The sequence below is a fragment of the Clostridium sp. Marseille-Q5894 genome, assembly GCF_946902305.1.
Taxonomy (GTDB): domain Bacteria; phylum Bacillota_I; class Bacilli_A; order Erysipelotrichales; family Coprobacillaceae; genus Thomasclavelia.
The window spans coordinates 272959-289467 of sequence record NZ_CAMPPT010000003.1; the positions used below are offsets into that span (position 1 = coordinate 272959).

At 31.9% G+C, this 16509-nt stretch carries 16 protein-coding genes; all 16 read right to left on the reverse strand.

From position 1 onward, the window contains the following. Positions 1–6: 6 nt before the first annotated feature. The 16 genes from OC535_RS06810 to OC535_RS06885 all read right to left on the reverse strand — a co-directional run bounded on the left by OC535_RS06810 (position 7) and on the right by OC535_RS06885 (position 16470). Complete coding sequence (locus OC535_RS06810) at positions 7–5265, reverse strand: discoidin domain-containing protein (RefSeq protein WP_498823465.1); 5259 nt, start codon at positions 5263–5265, stop codon at positions 7–9. 1073 nt (positions 5266–6338) lie between these two features. Further along, complete coding sequence (atpC, locus tag OC535_RS06815; protein WP_024722001.1) at positions 6339–6737, reverse strand: ATP synthase F1 subunit epsilon; 399 nt, start codon at positions 6735–6737, stop codon at positions 6339–6341. Then, the gene (gene atpD, locus OC535_RS06820) at positions 6730–8136 is read right to left on the reverse strand and encodes a F0F1 ATP synthase subunit beta (protein WP_498823466.1); all 1407 of its coding nucleotides are present in this window, start codon (positions 8134–8136) and stop codon (positions 6730–6732) included. Before atpD ends, atpC begins: the two co-directional genes overlap by 8 nt. Before the next feature lie 11 nt (positions 8137–8147). Further along, positions 8148–9005 carry an ATP synthase F1 subunit gamma gene (gene atpG / locus OC535_RS06825; protein WP_498823467.1) on the reverse strand — a complete coding sequence of 286 codons (858 nt, stop codon included), beginning with the start codon at positions 9003–9005 and terminating at the stop codon, positions 8148–8150. A gap of 6 nt (positions 9006–9011) precedes the next feature. Beyond that, positions 9012–10535, reverse strand: coding sequence for a F0F1 ATP synthase subunit alpha (gene atpA, locus OC535_RS06830; RefSeq protein WP_227053346.1), 1524 nt, complete (start codon positions 10533–10535; stop codon positions 9012–9014). A 9-nt stretch (positions 10536–10544) separates the two neighbouring features. After that, positions 10545–11078, reverse strand: a complete 534-nt coding sequence (locus OC535_RS06835) for a F0F1 ATP synthase subunit delta (protein WP_024721997.1) — start codon at positions 11076–11078, stop codon at positions 10545–10547. Then, positions 11078–11578, reverse strand: a complete 501-nt coding sequence (gene atpF / locus OC535_RS06840; protein WP_498823468.1) for a F0F1 ATP synthase subunit B — start codon at positions 11576–11578, stop codon at positions 11078–11080. Before atpF ends, OC535_RS06835 begins: the two co-directional genes overlap by 1 nt. Before the next feature lie 17 nt (positions 11579–11595). Continuing rightward, the gene (gene atpE / locus OC535_RS06845) at positions 11596–11823 is read right to left on the reverse strand and encodes an ATP synthase F0 subunit C (RefSeq protein WP_024721995.1); all 228 of its coding nucleotides are present in this window, start codon (positions 11821–11823) and stop codon (positions 11596–11598) included. 62 nt (positions 11824–11885) lie between these two features. After that, positions 11886–12548 (reverse strand): F0F1 ATP synthase subunit A, encoded by a 663-nt coding sequence (locus OC535_RS06850; protein WP_498823469.1) that lies wholly within the window; start codon positions 12546–12548, stop codon positions 11886–11888. A 13-nt stretch (positions 12549–12561) separates the two neighbouring features. Then, positions 12562–12918 carry an ATP synthase subunit I gene (locus OC535_RS06855; RefSeq protein WP_024721993.1) on the reverse strand — a complete coding sequence of 119 codons (357 nt, stop codon included), beginning with the start codon at positions 12916–12918 and terminating at the stop codon, positions 12562–12564. Then, the gene (locus tag OC535_RS06860) at positions 12915–13121 is read right to left on the reverse strand and encodes an AtpZ/AtpI family protein (RefSeq protein WP_024721992.1); all 207 of its coding nucleotides are present in this window, start codon (positions 13119–13121) and stop codon (positions 12915–12917) included. Before OC535_RS06860 ends, OC535_RS06855 begins: the two co-directional genes overlap by 4 nt. Before the next feature lie 40 nt (positions 13122–13161). Next, on the reverse strand, positions 13162–13785 hold the full coding sequence (upp, locus tag OC535_RS06865) for a uracil phosphoribosyltransferase (protein WP_024721991.1): 624 nt from the start codon (positions 13783–13785) through the stop codon (positions 13162–13164). Between the two features lie 11 nt (positions 13786–13796). Continuing rightward, the gene (gene glyA / locus OC535_RS06870) at positions 13797–15035 is read right to left on the reverse strand and encodes a serine hydroxymethyltransferase (protein ID WP_024721990.1); all 1239 of its coding nucleotides are present in this window, start codon (positions 15033–15035) and stop codon (positions 13797–13799) included. 1 nt (position 15036) lies between these two features. Then, positions 15037–15480, reverse strand: coding sequence for a ribose 5-phosphate isomerase B (gene rpiB, locus OC535_RS06875; RefSeq protein ID WP_024721989.1), 444 nt, complete (start codon positions 15478–15480; stop codon positions 15037–15039). Further along, complete coding sequence (locus OC535_RS06880; protein ID WP_024721988.1) at positions 15477–16082, reverse strand: L-threonylcarbamoyladenylate synthase; 606 nt, start codon at positions 16080–16082, stop codon at positions 15477–15479. Before OC535_RS06880 ends, rpiB begins: the two co-directional genes overlap by 4 nt. Positions 16083–16170: 88 nt before the next feature. Next, complete coding sequence (locus tag OC535_RS06885; RefSeq protein WP_024721987.1) at positions 16171–16470, reverse strand: MGMT family protein; 300 nt, start codon at positions 16468–16470, stop codon at positions 16171–16173. Positions 16471–16509 lie beyond the last annotated feature (39 nt).

Below are 16509 nucleotides of genomic sequence, written 5' to 3' on the forward strand. Positions count from 1 at the left end.
TTTGCATTAATTAACTGTTTTCTTTTTTACCACATAAAATAACAATATTACAGTCATTAAACTTCCAACTGGAATCCATATATTCATCATATCGCCCGTATTAACTGCATTCTTTTCTGGAATATTACTTGATAATATCGCTGTTTCTTTAGAAACTGTTACAAGCTCTGCAATTGCTTTTATTAAAACATCCTTTGTAGTATCCACTTGATCCTGTGTTGCTTCTGGATCTTCTAATACCGCCTTGGCTTCCTCTAAAGCATTTACAACTACTGCCCATGTTTTAGCACTATAGTTTGCAGCGTTTAAGCTATTTGCCTTATTGATCAATTCTTGTAATAAGTCTTTATTTGGTTTCAATCTTAAGTTCAAGAAAGCTTTTACTAATTCTGTAAAGGTTTCATCTACTTCACCTTGCATTGCATTAACATCAGCCAATACAACATTTGCATTATCTAATACTGGTAACATATCAGACCATGATGATTCAATGTATTTACTTCCATCTAATCCATTGATTTGATCTACTTGTTTTTGTAACGCACTCTTATCACCTTTGTAGAATTGTAACATATGCATTACATTTGCTAGTCGAGCAAAGGCGTTATTTACTTCAACTTGTGTAGCTTTAGTATTATCATATACTGTTTTAGCGTTTGTTAAAGCTTCATTGAATTCAGTTACTACGGCTGGTACAACATTTTCTAAATTTGCTTTTTCAGCCATTTCAATAGCAATTGATAATGCTTTTTTATCTGTAGCTGCTTCTACATCAGTTTTCACTAAATCATTAATAGCATTATCTAATTCTATGGTCATTTGATCAATTTCAGCTTGAGAATATCTATTCGCTACAAAACTCTTTGCTTCATTTAATGTATTCTCTAAGATTGTATAAGAGTCCACTGTATATTCATCTCTGTTTAGATTTTCAGCATCATTAATAAGTTCCATTAATTGTGAATTATCACCTGCTGTTACAAGCTGATCAATGCTTAATGTTAATTGTTCAAGAATTTGATTTACATCTTCCTGAGTTGCGTTTATATCATATAATATATCTTGTGCCTGACTAACTATACCAATAAGTTTATCATAGCTCATACTCGTAAAATCATTTTCATTTAATTCTACTGCTTTCTGCAATTCTATCGTTAAACTGCTAAAATCAGTTAGCGATTCAACTTCTTTATACAAGCTTATTTCTGCAATAGCTCCAAATATATCTTCGTTAGCAGCATTTACCCCATATGAACTATTTATATTTATTCTTAAATAACGAGCAGTTATAGTAGTATCAAAATTAATTACTGTAGTTCCATCTTTCTTCATTGTTCCACTATCTATTTCCTGCCAATTTTCATCATCATTACTTATTTCAATAGTATAATCTCTAATACTTCCATTTCCATTACGACTTGTATATTCTAATTTATCGAATTCAACTTCTTTAGCCATATCTAATTTAAACCAGTGTGGACATTCTGGCTTGCTTCCAATATATTGAGTATGCCAAAAAGTTGAAGTATTATCATCTATAGCATATTGGGCTGGCCCTTCATTTGATGCTCCACTTGTTTCAACTGAATCTGCTGTTGCATTCCATGCTGTTTTATCAAGTTTGATATCATCATTTGTCAATTGATATTGTGCATATTGTTGTTCAACTTCATCATAGCCAAGCGCCCGATTAAGAATTTGAATATCACCAACATTTGCATTTAAATTATCAGCACCTAATATTATCTCATTCTGACTAAATTCTTTTTGTTGTCCCTTTTGATAAGAAGTTGCTGCTAATTCACTATCGATATACATTTTTATCATGCCGTTTAATTCTCTAGTAATATTAATATAATGAATATTTCCGTCATTGATTTTTCCAACCTCTTCATCTTTAGTAGTAGTCGGAACATAACTGTCACTGCCAAATGTACCGTTTGCTTTTTCAATTACTGTAGTTATTGTTTGTTTAGAAGATAGAGTTGTTGTTTCATCTTGATAGATCAAATACCCATTTTCATCGATCCTTAATTCATAACCATTTTCTTGTTTTAAAATACTACTATTTTTATCAGCTGTTTGAATAAGCATAGAAATACTATAATCTTTTGTATCTGTATCAAATGCATTATTTGTATTTAGTTTATAGCTATGATTGTCTAATTGTAATAATTGTTGTCTATTTCGATCAAATGTCTGGATTTTAATTTCTTCACCATCAATTAAATCATTCTTATTTTCTACTTTTGCAATAATATAATCTTGATATGCTTTAAAAGAAATATTTTTACTTAAACTTACACCATTTAATCCTTTTAGATCAGCTATCTCTAAATTTATATTACTATCTTTAGTGAATTCCTCGCTAGTTTTGATTTCAATTGTACGATAGTCAGCTAAGATATTTGCTTCTTCTACTTTTTTACCATTGACTGTAAACTTATTTGCATCTTCCACTCGTTTATTAAACTTAATTCTTAATGTATTGTTGTCAATATTCTTTACATATTCAATTTCTGGTGCCTGATCATCTTTTAAACCATATTGATAAATACGTGTTTCATAAGGTTCTAAAGTAACTGTTACTTCATCACCATAGCTTACTTTAACATTACTAGTTTCTGATGAATAAGGAAGAATCTGACTTTGTTGAAGATCTTTCATATCTGTTGGTACCCCAACTAGATCATTTAAAGTTAAGGTATAAGTTTTAGTTGTGTTTGTAGGATTTCTAAACGATACAATTCCTTCATCATTATTCCATGAAGAATAGCCATATACTGCTTTTTGTTTAGGAGCGCTTCCAAATAATTTAGCATTCTTTAAAATATGATAATTATTTTGTGCAAACTCTAACACATCTGCTGTTACCTGCCATTTTTCTTCATCCATTAAACTTGGTGAAAAATACAATTCCCAAAATGCTGTTCCTCTTACAGCATTTGACATCATATACTGACGGAATTCATCTGTTGTCATCATTACTCCTGCAGACACTCCATAAATTGGATCATGATTATAAATTTTTTTTAATGGAAACTGTAATTGAGCAGTTTTTACATTAGTAAAATAGATATTATCACGGCCACTAATCATTTTTTGTGCTGAAGTTCCACCATTTGTAGAATCTAACTCATTGTCTCCTGCATTTTGTAACCAAACTGTATTTACCCATTGTAAGATCCACGGACTTGGGTTTACATAACAAGTTGCATTTATAAATAACCCTTTGCCTTCTTTTGCTCTTTGAGCTCTCATTGCTTCAAAAGTATCGGTCCAGTTTTCCCATAAATCACTAGTAAAATACATGTTATTATAACCACCAGTCATGTGGTCATGATCCTCTTGAACACATGGTCGAGAGGCAAAACCATCTAATTTCCAATAATCTATATCAAAGCGTTCTTGATAATCAGTAAATAAGTTTGTTAAATTTTCAATGTATTTTTTAGAACCAGTACAAATAACTTTTCCTAACGCTGCAGTTGGATGCACATATCCAGTTCCCTGACTTTCAATATACTGTGCAAATGTATCCTGTAATTCATAACCACCCTGTGGGCCTAACCAAACTCCAAAACTAGAACTAAAATTTCCTACCATCTGCTTAGCCGTATAAAATTCATTTGGAAATTTATCATTAAATTCCCAGAAGCCTGTCTGATTATAAGATGAACCAGAACGACTCTCATCAATTCCTGTATAAGTTGGATCATTATAATTATTCCATCCATCATCAACGACATAAGCGTCTAATGGTTCAACACCATTTTGAGCTAATCCTTTTTCCAAACCAAAAAAACATTTTTCAATACTTTCATCAGTAATAGCCATTCGGTTATCATACCACGAATTATATTGTTTTCTAAAATCTGTTTCAGTTGCAATACTATCAATATAAGCAAAGAAATCTGTTTGTACAACATCACTTTCAATTCCTTGGGCCGCTCCTACGACATTAGGCCAGGTGACCATCTTGCCATCAGTCGTTAATTTATTTTCATCTCTTAATTGTTTTAACGTTTTACCTGAATAATAACGTATTTGCATTTGATTATTAACTACTTTTGTATCAGTAGCTGGAAATTCTGAACCAAAAAACAATCCTTGGGCATATATTGGCTGTCCTAACAACATTTCTGTTTCTTGAAAACTGTAGGCTCCAGCATTGACTTTAAAATCCTCTGGTCTTGACCAAATACCCTCTGCCTCCTCAGATAATTCGAAGTGATCAAGATCAATATAATCAATTCTAGCCGTTTCTTCATCATCAACTTTAGTTTCTAAATATGATCTCATAAAATGATCATCATTTTCCATAACTACAATATAATTAATATCCCAATTAATATCATTAAATACATATGAATCAAATTCAAAAGTAACTTTTTTCCCGTTTTCTAATGAATCAAATTTTATATTTTTTAATGTTAGATCACTTTCTCTAATAATTGTTTCCGGTTTAATTGCCTTTGTATATGCATCCTCATATAATCTAAATTCAGATCCACAAAAAGTTGCTAACTCACTTAAAGAACAAGAATTAGTTATCAATCTTACATATCGTGCTGTATATTCTTGATCGAAGTTTGCATAAACTAAATCAGCAACATTGTATAAACCGTTAACTACATGCAAATTATAATCTTCCCTTGTAAATTCACCGCTACCAGCTTCTATCCAATTATCTCCATCACTGCTAACTTGTAAATCGTATTTTCCAATCGTTCCGTTGATTCCCCACTCAACATTACTATTTCCCGCTCTTTTTTGAAAAGAAAAAGAATTAAAGGTCTCTTCCTTTCCTAGATCGACTGTTAAAATATATGGAAAATCTGTTTTTGTATCATAATATTCTGTTTCTGTAGTGTCATTACCATCAAATAAATTTTTAGCATCTACTTTATTACTGCTCCCTTGTCCCGTTACGTAGCCATTCCATCTACTGCGATCAATTTCCTTAACCGGTTTTACATCTGTATCTTCTGTTAATACGATTGTATTGATTAGAAAATCTTCTGATCCCACTTGTGGAACTAATATTTCTTTAATCCTTTTGTTGACTATGCTCGCTGTTGTTAAATGATTTTCCTGAATCATAAATTCTCTTGAAATATATTCGTTTTCAATAATTACCTGATTTTCATTTCGTTTAACTTCAACGTCACTTTGGGCATATATATTAAGGGGCGTATACTGAAAAAATAATGCTAAAGTCAATCCGGTTACAATTCCTTTTTTTAATAATTTCGACTTTATCATAAATACCTCCCTGATACCAAGAGATTGGATAAAACTATTTTTTAGTTTTATCAATCTTTTTACATTTTTTACCTCCACAGTTACTTTTTTACTGGAATTTAGGCGCTTCATGATGTTATTCAGGTAAATAAATGGAGGTATATTGGTTTATTTTTGTCTTCAAAACCTTGAATAACAATTTCCTTCCAGTATTACTGATCAAACCTTCTTACTTCTTTATCAATTATTTAAACTTTTCTATTAAATAACACTTATAACTTTTAATCTGGAAAATAGAACCTACTTCAAATTTGATATCAATATTGGTCGTAACAGTAATAAGAAAAAATTCTATTTTGACTACTTAAATATAATATTTCTAGTATAATAAAAAAGCTTAGTATTATTCCTAAGTCTAGAAAACTTTTAATATCTTTCATTACTACTATAGCCTCTTTTGCTGTTTCATTAAACTAAATAGTTCAATTGATATTATTTGTTATATTTCTTTTTTTGTAATTACGCTGATCAACATCAATAAAAAAATATTTACTAATTATTTATGAAAAGATCATATGTTAATAACGTATTTAGATATAAAAAAGAACTAAACATGATTTATTGTCCAAAAATATCATTATGAATATCGTTTCCCGTTTGCTTGATAGAATAAATTAATGTTCATATAATGAATTTTGCAAATCTATATCTAATTTGATTACCAATGAAACAATTTTAAATTTCCTATAGTTATAGAAATAAATATTTAATAAAATCAATTATAATAACTGCTACAATTTTTTTTGCAAAAAACATTAATGAAAACAAAATAAAACTTTATTATTATTTAAAAATTATTAAATTCCCCTTATTTTAGCGCCTTTTTTTATGATATATCATTGTCTTCCCGTATTTTTTGATATTATTAATTTTCTATTTTGATTTATTTCCCCTTTCTTTGTTAGCGGTTACATTTAAAAATAGAATCTTTTCTCACAACATTATTATGTACTCTATAATTTATTTAGTATTTATAATAATTAGCTTTTTATTTTCCTTTTTTAATTCAAAAAATCTAGTTCATTAAAAATGAACTAGATTCCTTTAACATTTATTCTTGTAATTGCCTTTTTAAGAGCTATTTCTGCTCTTAATAAATCTGTTTGCTCCGTTGCTTGTTTAATTCTTTGTTCAGCTCGAACTTTAGCTTCTTTAGCTCGATTTAAATCAATTTCTTCCTTAGATTCAATTGAATTAGCAATTATTTTCGTTTCATCATCATTAACATATACAAATCCACCACCAACAGCAAATTCATAACGCTGTTTATCAATAATGTAACTCATTTGCGATATTTCAATACCACTAGCAAGAGGCATATGATGAGCTAAGATTCCTACTTGTCCAGCTGTTGTCCGAAGATTTAACTGATCAATTTCCACTTCTTGATAGATACCTTTAGGTGTTACTATTTTAAGCTTAAATTTAGTCATTTGCTAAAGTCTTCGCTTTTTCAATAGCTTCTTCAATTGTACCTACATTGTGGAATGCTTGTTCAGGCAAATCATCATGTTTACCTTCAAGAATTTCTTTAAATCCTTTGATCGTATCTTCAACCCGAACATATTTACCATCCATACCAGTAAATTGACTAGCTACTGTAAATGGTTGTGATAGATAATTACGAACCCGACGTGCTCTAGCTACTGTCAATTTATCTTCTTCACCTAATTCATCCATTCCCAAAATTGCAATAATATCCTGCAATTCTTGGAAACGTTGTAGAATTTGTTGAACACCATGAGCCACCTCATAATGTTCTTTACCAACAACTAATGGATCAAGTGCTCTTGATGAAGAGTTCAATGGATCTACAGCTGGATAAATTCCAAGCGCAGCAATTGAACGGTCTAATACTACTTTAGCATCAAGATGAGCGAAAGTTGTTGCTGGAGCAGGGTCAGTTAAATCGTCAGCAGGTACATATACTGCTTGAACTGATGTAATTGATCCTTTTTTTGTTGAAGTAATTCTTTCTTGTAAAGCACCCATTTCTGTAGCTAAAGTTGGCTGATATCCTGCTTGAGAAGGAACACGACCAAGTAAGGCAGATACTTCTGAGCCCGCCTGAGTGAAGCGGAAGATATTATCAATAAATAACAAAACGTCTTGTCCTTGTTCATCTCGGAACTCTTCAGCCATTGTAAGACCCGTAAGCGCTACTCTTAAACGAGCTCCAGGTGGTTCATTCATCTGTCCAAACACTAAAGTTGTTTTTGATAAAACTCCACTTTCTTTCATTTCATAATATAAGTCATTTCCTTCACGGCTACGTTCACCAACTCCGGCAAAAACTGATAAACCACCATGTTCAGTAGCGATATTATTAATAAATTCTTGAATTAATACTGTTTTTCCTACACCGGCTCCACCAAATAGACCGATCTTACCACCTTTAATAAATGGACAAATCAAATCTACAACTTTGATTCCTGTTTCTAAAATCTCTGTTTCTGTTCTTTGTTGTGCATATGTAGGCGCACTACGGTGAATAGGCATCTTTTTAACTTCATTACCCAAAGCCTCTTTTCCATCAATTGGCTGTCCTAAAACATTAAACATTCTTCCTAATGTTGCATTACCTACAGGAACAGAAATTGGATGTTGGGTATTAACAGCATCCATTCCTCTTTTTATCCCATCAGTAGGTCCCATAGCAACACATCGAACAACATCATCTCCAATATGTTGAGCTACTTCGACTACCAATAGTTCTTCGCCATTTTGAATTTCAATTGCCGTATTTAATGATGGTAAATTGTTATCACTATCAAATTGAATATCTATTACTGGTCCTTTAGCACTAATTACTTTACCAATTTTTTGTGACATACAGCACCTCCTTATTGTGCATTAGCTCCGGCTACGATTTCACTAATTTCATTAGTAATCGCGGTTTGTCGAGCTTGATTGTATTTTAATAATAATTGTTCTGTAAGTTCATCAGCATTATCATTAGCATTTTCCATCGATGTTCTTCTAGCTGCATTTTCACTAGTTGCAGATTCAATAATATATCCATATATTACTGCTTGAAGATACATTGGAATTAAACTATCTAATACTTCCTCTGGACTTGGTTCAAACAATGTTGATTTATTTGAAATCTCTATATCATCGAATTCATCAGGATCAATAGGTAATAAAGTAACAATACGTGGTTTAAACGTTAAATTATTAATAAATTCCGTATAAACGATCTTAATCTTACTAATTTCTTTTTCACGATACATTTTTGTTAATTCGGCAACTAATTTAGTTACGTCTTTAAAATCAAATGTATTATTTAAATCTTCAAATTTATGATCAGTAACTCCTTTATGATTCTTCAATAGATAACTAGTAGCTTTAGAACCAATACTATAAACATAATCCCCAGGTTTAATTACACCTTTAATTTCTTTAAAGATATTAGCATTGTAGCCACCACATAATCCTAAACTTGAGGCAATAACTATATATACTTCTTTTTCTACATCATTATTTTCAGTTAAATAGACACTATCATTATTTCCCTTACAATTAGCTAAAATTTCCGCTACTGTTAAAGCCACATTTGTATAATAAGGTTTTGATTGTTCTAATTGATTCCGCATCTTACGAAGTTTTGACGTTGCGACTAATTCCATTGCTTTAGTAATTTTCTTAGTCGATTCAACTGATTTAATTCTTCGTTTGATTTCTTGCATTCCTCCAGGCATAGTAAACTACCCCTTTGTTTGAGTTTTTTCAAATTTCGATACAAAAGCACTCATAACATCTTTCATCTGTTTTTCTAAATCTGCTGAAATTGCTTTTTTCTCATTAATTTCATTAACGATATCTTTTTGTGTCATCTCAATATGTTCAACTAATTGATCCATGAAAGTAGAAACCTGATCTACTTCAATTGTTTTAGTAAAGCCATATTTTAACGCAAACAGTGTAATAACTTGAGTAGCAACACTACGTGGTGAATATTGTGCTTGTTTCAAAACCTCACGCACTTTAGCACCATGATCTAATGTTGCTTTAGTAGCAGCATCTAGATCTGAACCAAATTGGGCAAATGCCTGCATTTCAGCATATTGTGCTAATTCTAGTTTTAATGAACCAGATACCTGCTTCATTGCCTTAATTTGCGCAGCTGAACCAACACGGCTTACAGAAAGTCCAGTATCGATCGCAGGTCTAAATCCAGCATTAAATAATTCTTGTTGTAAGAAAATTTGTCCATCTGTAATTGAAATTACATTAGTTGGAATATATGCTGAGATATCTCCGGCTTGTGTTTCAATAATTGGTAAAGCCGTAATTGATCCGCCACCATTTTCTTCATTTAAACGGCAAGCTCTTTCTAATAATCTAGAATGTAAATAGAAGACATCTCCAGGATAAGCTTCACGTCCTGGTGGTCGTTTTAATAATAATGATACGGTACGATAAGCTACTGCATGTTTTGATAAGTCATCATAAACAATTAGAACATCCTTACCTTGATCAAGCCATTCTTCAGCGATAGCACAACCTGCATATGGTGCAATGTATTGAACAGGAGCTAATTCACTGGCAGAAGCGGAAACAACAGTTGTATATTCCATTGCGCCACCTTTACGTAATTTTTCAACAATTTGAGCAACTGTTGAATTTTTTTGCCCAATAGCTACATATACACAATAAATATTTTGACCTTTTTGATTTAAAATCGTATCAATAGCGATTGCTGTTTTACCTGTTTGACGGTCACCGATAATTAACTCACGTTGTCCACGCCCAATAGGAATAATTGCATCAATTGATGTAATTCCTGTTTGTAGCGGCTGATCAACTGATTTTCTAGTCATAACCCCACTAGCAACTCTTTCAATTGGACGAGAATGAGCTGTAACGATTTCTCCATTACCATCAATCGCTTGTCCTAAAGGATTAACAACCCTTCCTAACATTTCATCTCCAACTGGTATTTCCATGATCTTTCCAGTACGTTTTACTTCATCGCCTTCTTTGATCGTACTTTCAGATCCAAGTAGTACGGCTCCAACACTATCTTCATCTAAATTCATAACCATCCCATATACATCATTAGGAAAAGCTAATAATTCACCTAACATGGCATTATCTAATCCATGAATTAAACTAACACCATCTCCAACTGTCATAACCGTACCTACATCTTTAAGTTCGATTACATCATCAAAATGTTTAATTTGTTCTTTAATTAAAGCACTAATTTCATCTGGTCTAAGCCCCACTATTTTCACCTACTTTCTTAATAGTTCTTTTTTCAATAATGAAACTTTGTTTTTAATAGAGCCATCAAAAACTCGATTATTTATTTCTACTTTAATTCCACCAATCAATGATGGATCTTTAACAACTCTTAAATGAATTGTTTTATTTTCTTTTTTACTTAAAGCTGTTTCAACTTCTTTAACCTCTGCTTCACTAATATCATAACTGGCATATAAAACACCTTCTTGAATTCCAAAATATTCATTAGTTAAAGATTTGAACGCTTTAATTATTTCCATAACATAACGCATTCTTCTCTTTTTTACTAAAAGTTTTAAAAAATTAACAACATAATCATTAACCTGACCTTTAAAACTTTTATCTAATAAAGCACATTTAGTCTCATCGTCAATTAAAACATGACTAAAGAATGGAACAAAATTTGGATCACTTTCAAAAACTTCTCTAATTAAATCAATATCTTTAACATATGCTTCAATTTGATTCACCTCTACAGCTAAATCAAACAATGATTCCGCATATCTAAGTGCTACAGCTTCCACTAGTTAACCACTTCTTCAACAAAGTCTTCAACTAAAGCCTTGTTTGTTTTTGTATCCATATCCTTGTTCATTACCTTAGTAGCCACATCAATTGCAATTTCAACGATTTCTTGTTTCATTTCTGCTTTAGCCTGGGCCTTTTCCGCTTCAATTTCGCGACGCACTTGATCCATTTTAGCCTTATATTCTTTATTCGCATCTTCCTGGATAGCAGTTTTCGTCTTTAAAGCATCCTCTTTAGCCTGAGCTACAATATCACGATATTCCATAGCGGCTTGACGTGCCTGTTTATCACTTTCTTCCATCAAAGCTTTAGCTTTAGCATTCATTTCTTTAGCTTCATTAACAGTTCCTTCGATATAATCAGCTCTTTTAGCAAAATAATTTTGCACTGGAACCCATAGATATTTTTTAAAAACGAAGAATAAAACACCTGTTGATAGTAACTGAACAATAATTGTTGTTACATTAGGAAATAATTTTATTTGAATATCAGGCATAGATATTCCTCCTCAAATTAATATACGAATAATAAAATCAATGAAATCAATAAACCATAAATAGCAGCAGTTTCAGTTAATGCGATCCCTAAGATCATCATTGTTCTGATTTTACCTTCCATTTCTGGATTTCTTCCTAAAGCTTCTACTGCTTTACCTGCACAAATACCTTCACCAATACCAGTACCTAACCCAGCACATACTGCAATACCAGCACCGATAGCAATTAAACCTACATTTGTCATTAATATTTCCTCCAATATTTCTTTTTTTTCTATATTCTAACTAGATAAATCTAGGTTAGAGCTTATTCATCGTCGTCACTATTTTCCATCATAATCAAAATTGATGATAATGTAACGAAAACTAGAGTTTGTATACATCCTGCAAAAACATCAAAATAACAGTGTAATGCAGGAGCAATGATAGGCCCTAAAAAGTTAAAGTTTATAACATGATATGATATCCATGCTGTAAACTGATATACTAAGGCCATTAAAATCGAACCACTTAAAATATTTCCAAATAAACGCATTGAAATAGAAATCAATGGTGATATCGTACTTAAAATATTAGTTGGTGGCCAAACAACATCCCATATATATTTAAAGAAACCTTTTTTCTTTAAAGCATTATATTGAATTAGTACAAAAGTAATAAATGTCATTGTTAAAGTTATTGAGAAATTTGAAGTTGGCGCTTCAAACCCAATCAAACTACTTAAGTTACTAACTAATATATAACAAAATACCATTGCAAAATATGGATAATAATTCTTTGCGAACTTCTTGGGCATAATTGTCTTCATATAATCATCAAATATCTTTACACCTGTTTCTACAACTAGAACTATTCCTTTAGGTTTAGCAGTAGGATCGGCCATAGCTACCTTTTTTCCAGCATAAACAAAGAAAATACCTAAAGCTATCATGATAACTAATGAATATATTAATTCTGCCTGGATAACCACTTACCTCACCTCCTTATTGGCGATTTAAAAAGCCTAAAATTCCAATCGTCATTCTAATTACAAAATAACCAAAAAATACACTTATCAAGTTAAATATGTTATCTAATTTAATCGCCAGGATAAATCCTCCGGCATACAACAACATTTTTAAAATGAACATCATTACTACATATTTAATTGTCTGTCCCATCTTTAAAATAAAATCGGACATTAAAATAATAATATAAAAAGACAAAACACTAACAATATATCCTAGGATAAACCCCAAAGGAAAACTAATTTGTTTTAAGATCATTCCTATGATAATAAAGATTAATAATCCACCTATAAATACTTTTACAGATTGTTTTAAAACATCTCTTTCATTCATCGTTTTCCAGCTCCTAAAAGTATCTTTATGACATAACCAAAAGCTACAAATAGCAGTATTAGTAAGATAGTTGGTCGCGTTTTAAAATATTTATCTAATTGCATTCCTATAACTACAGCCAACAGAAAAATTCCAATTATTTGCAAACCCAACTGTAAACAAAAGAATAGATCCTTTAATAATTTTTTCTTTTCTTGATTCATATGCTAATTATGTAACTTTCGATAAAATAATATTCAATTATTAATCAGTTCCAAATAAACGATCACCAGCATCCCCTAAACCAGGAACGATATAACCATGCTCGTTTAATTTTTCATCTAATGCTGCAAGAGTAATATTAACATCAGGATGCTCTTTTTCAATTAAAGCTACACCTTCAGGAGCCCCAACCAGACAAACTAATAAAATATTTTTTGCACCACGTTCTTTAATATTTTGAATTGCCATTGAAGCACTGCCCCCTGTAGCTAACATTGGATCAACAACAATGACCAATGAATTTTCTAAACCACTAGGAAAACGCGCATAATATTCATGGGGAATAAGTGTTTCTTCATCACGATACATTCCAATATGCCCAATCTTTGCAGTTGGAATAATATCTCTAAAACCATCAACCAACCCAATTCCAGCACGTAATATAGGAACTAAAACAATTTGCTGATCTATTTCTTTTCCTACCATTTGACAAACAGGTGTTTCAATTACTTTATCTCTAATTGGTACATTTCTTGTTACTTCATAAGCCATTAATTTAGCAATTTCATCTAAATTTTGTTTAAATATGTATGTTGATGTGTTTTTATCACGCATAATCGTGAGTTTATGCTTAATTAATGCATGATCTAATACTGTTGTTGCCATCTATTATCCTCCTAAATATACTTTATATCTTTATACATTGTCACTTTATCAGTTAAAGCTTTCACTCGTTTTAAGCATTCTTCTTTAACTTCATCTGTTTCTTCATTTTTTAAACGATAAGCAATAATCTTACCAACTTCTTTAAAATCTTCTTCTTTAAAACCTTTTGTTGTCATCGCTGGCGTACCAACACGAATACCACTAGCTTTAAATGGTTTTTCAGTATCGTATGGAATTGCGTTTTTATTAGCTGTAATATTAATTTCGTCTAATAAACGTTCTGCCTTTTTACCTGAGATTCCACAGCTTGCTTTTACATCGATTAAAATCAAATGATTATCAGTTCCATTAGCAACTAATCTAAATCCTTCTTCCTTTAATGATGTTTCTAAAGCTTTAGCATTTTTAATTACCTGAGTGGCATATTCTTTAAATTCTGGCTGCATTGCTTCATAAAAACAAGCTGCTTTAGCTGCAATAATATGCATTAATGGACCACCCTGCATACCTGGGAAAACTGCTCGATCAATAGCAGCAGCTAATTCTGCTTTGCACATAATTGCCCCTCCACGAGGTCCTCGCAATGTTTTATGTGTAGTTGTTGTTACGATGTCAGCATGTGGAAATGGTGAAGGATGTAATCCAGCAGCTACCAAACCTGCAATATGCGCCATATCCACCATAAATAAAGCTCCAACTTCATGAGCACATTTAGCCATGTATTCAAAGTCAATAATTCTTGAATAAGCACTTGCTCCAGCCACAACTAATTTTGGTTTGATTTCTTGACATTTTTCTCTAAAATCCTCATAATCAATAGTTTCAGTTTCCCTAGTTACACCATAACTATGAAACTCATAATTTATTCCTGAATAATTCAAAGGATGTCCATGAGTCAAATGACCACCATCAGCTAAAGACATTCCTAAAACTTTATCACCATGATTTAATAAAGCCATGTAAACAGCCGTATTGGCCTGAGCTCCACTATGTGGCTGAACATTGGCATACTCAGCACCATATATTTTACAAAGTCTTTCTCTAGCTAGTGTTTCCACTTCATCAACAAATTTACATCCACCATAATATCTTTTTCCAGGATATCCTTCAGCATACTTATTGGTAAGTACACTTCCCGCTAATTCTAAAATTTGTGGTGAAACAAAATTTTCAGATGCAATCAACTCAATGTTGTTTCTTTGACGATTTAATTCTCTTTCAACGCTTTCAAATACAGCAATATCTTTCATTTTATTCTTCCCCCTCGTAAGCCATCATTTTTGCAATTCTTTGATCATGACGACCACCTTCATATTCGCCTTCAAGCCAGGCTATCAAAATTTCTAAAGCTAATCCCTCACCAATAACTCTTTGTCCCATAGCAAGCATATTGCTATCGTTATGAGCTCTGGTCATTTTAGCGCTATATACATCATGACATAGTGCACATCTAATTCCCTTTACTTTATTTGCAGTGATACTAACCCCAATGCCTGTTCCACATACAACAACCCCCCTGTCGCATGTGCCATTGGCTACTGCTTTCGCTGCTTTTCCTGCAAAATCTGGATAATCACAACTATCTTCGGTATATGTTCCGAAATCTTCTACTGTGTAACCATTAGTCTCTAAATAGTTTTTTAAAACATTTTTTAATCTTAATCCACCATGGTCACAAGCCATCGCAATTTTCATTTAACTACCTCCGTGATTTGTTCCTCAGAAATATCACCAATTCGCAATATCTCTATTTTACCCTTACTTAAATCAACAATCGTACTGGCCTTTTTACTGATACATTCACCTTCAACGATCATTGGAATCTTACCATCAAATACTTTTTTTACAGCTTTATCATCAACAAGACTAGCTTCACCAGACAGATTAGCGCTCGTTACTAACATTGGTCCCGTTAGATTCAATAAAGCTAAAACAAATGGATCATCAGGAATTCTAATTCCAATCGTATCAAGGAATGCTGTAAAATAATCATCAATAAACGGGCGTTTTTTTAAAATGATAGTGATCATGCCTGGCATAAAAGCATCAATAATTTTTTTGGCTGCTTCATTAACATAAGCATATTTTTCAATATCTTCTGGCTTAGCGATCATCATTGAAATCGCCTTGCCTTTATCTCGATGCTTTAATTCATATAATGCATCTAATGCCTGATGAGAGCCAAATTTGACTCCCAACCCAAAAACAGTTTCAGTTGGAAAAGCGACAACTCGATTATCGCTAATTAACTTAGCGATTTGTTCTATGTCTTCTTTTTTAACCGAAACTGTATTCATGATATCACCTCATTTGCCCCATTATACAATAAATATTTATAAATTTGTAGTTATTTTATAGATATTTTAAGTATCATAATTATAACTTCTATTTTACCTGCCATCGACATTCTTTCATATCAACATTACCATTAGCTTTAAATTTAACTCCTTCTTGTAATAACAAATAACGTTGCTCATGCCAGTTTGGTACCAGACGTCCTGCACTGTTTACTACGCGATGACATGGGTAATTGCCATACAGTGAAGAAAAACTTAGAATCTTTCCTACTAACCGAGCATTATGTTCACGACCAGCCAACGTTGCTATTTGTTTATAGCTAGCTACTTTTCCTTTAGGAATTTCTGATACGATCGCTAATACTTGATAAATCAAATCTTCATTCATTTGTTTCTCCTCTTTGCTTCAATACTGCATTTTATAAAA

Excerpts from the sequence above, each read along its gene's own strand:
- OC535_RS06810 (WP_498823465.1), bottom strand. The coding sequence starts at position 5,265 with ATGATAAAGTCGAAATTATTAAAAAAAGGAATTGTAACCGGATTGACT.
- atpG (WP_498823467.1), bottom strand. The coding sequence starts at position 9,005 with ATGCCTGGAGGAATGCAAGAAATCAAACGAAGAATTAAATCAGTTGAA.
- glyA (WP_024721990.1), bottom strand. The coding sequence starts at position 15,035 with ATGAAAGATATTGCTGTATTTGAAAGCGTTGAAAGAGAATTAAATCGT.
- OC535_RS06885 (WP_024721987.1), bottom strand. The coding sequence starts at position 16,470 with ATGAATGAAGATTTGATTTATCAAGTATTAGCGATCGTATCAGAAATT.
- rpiB (WP_024721989.1), bottom strand. The coding sequence starts at position 15,480 with ATGAAAATTGCGATGGCTTGTGACCATGGTGGATTAAGATTAAAAAAT.
- atpC (WP_024722001.1), bottom strand. The coding sequence starts at position 6,737 with ATGACTAAATTTAAGCTTAAAATAGTAACACCTAAAGGTATCTATCAA.
- OC535_RS06860 (WP_024721992.1), bottom strand. The coding sequence starts at position 13,121 with ATGAATCAAGAAAAGAAAAAATTATTAAAGGATCTATTCTTTTGTTTA.
- OC535_RS06855 (WP_024721993.1), bottom strand. The coding sequence starts at position 12,918 with ATGAATGAAAGAGATGTTTTAAAACAATCTGTAAAAGTATTTATAGGT.
- upp (WP_024721991.1), bottom strand. The coding sequence starts at position 13,785 with ATGGCAACAACAGTATTAGATCATGCATTAATTAAGCATAAACTCACG.
- atpE (WP_024721995.1), bottom strand. The coding sequence starts at position 11,823 with ATGACAAATGTAGGTTTAATTGCTATCGGTGCTGGTATTGCAGTATGT.
- OC535_RS06880 (WP_024721988.1), bottom strand. The coding sequence starts at position 16,082 with ATGAATACAGTTTCGGTTAAAAAAGAAGACATAGAACAAATCGCTAAG.
- atpD (WP_498823466.1), bottom strand. The coding sequence starts at position 8,136 with ATGTCACAAAAAATTGGTAAAGTAATTAGTGCTAAAGGACCAGTAATA.
- atpF (WP_498823468.1), bottom strand. The coding sequence starts at position 11,578 with ATGCCTGATATTCAAATAAAATTATTTCCTAATGTAACAACAATTATT.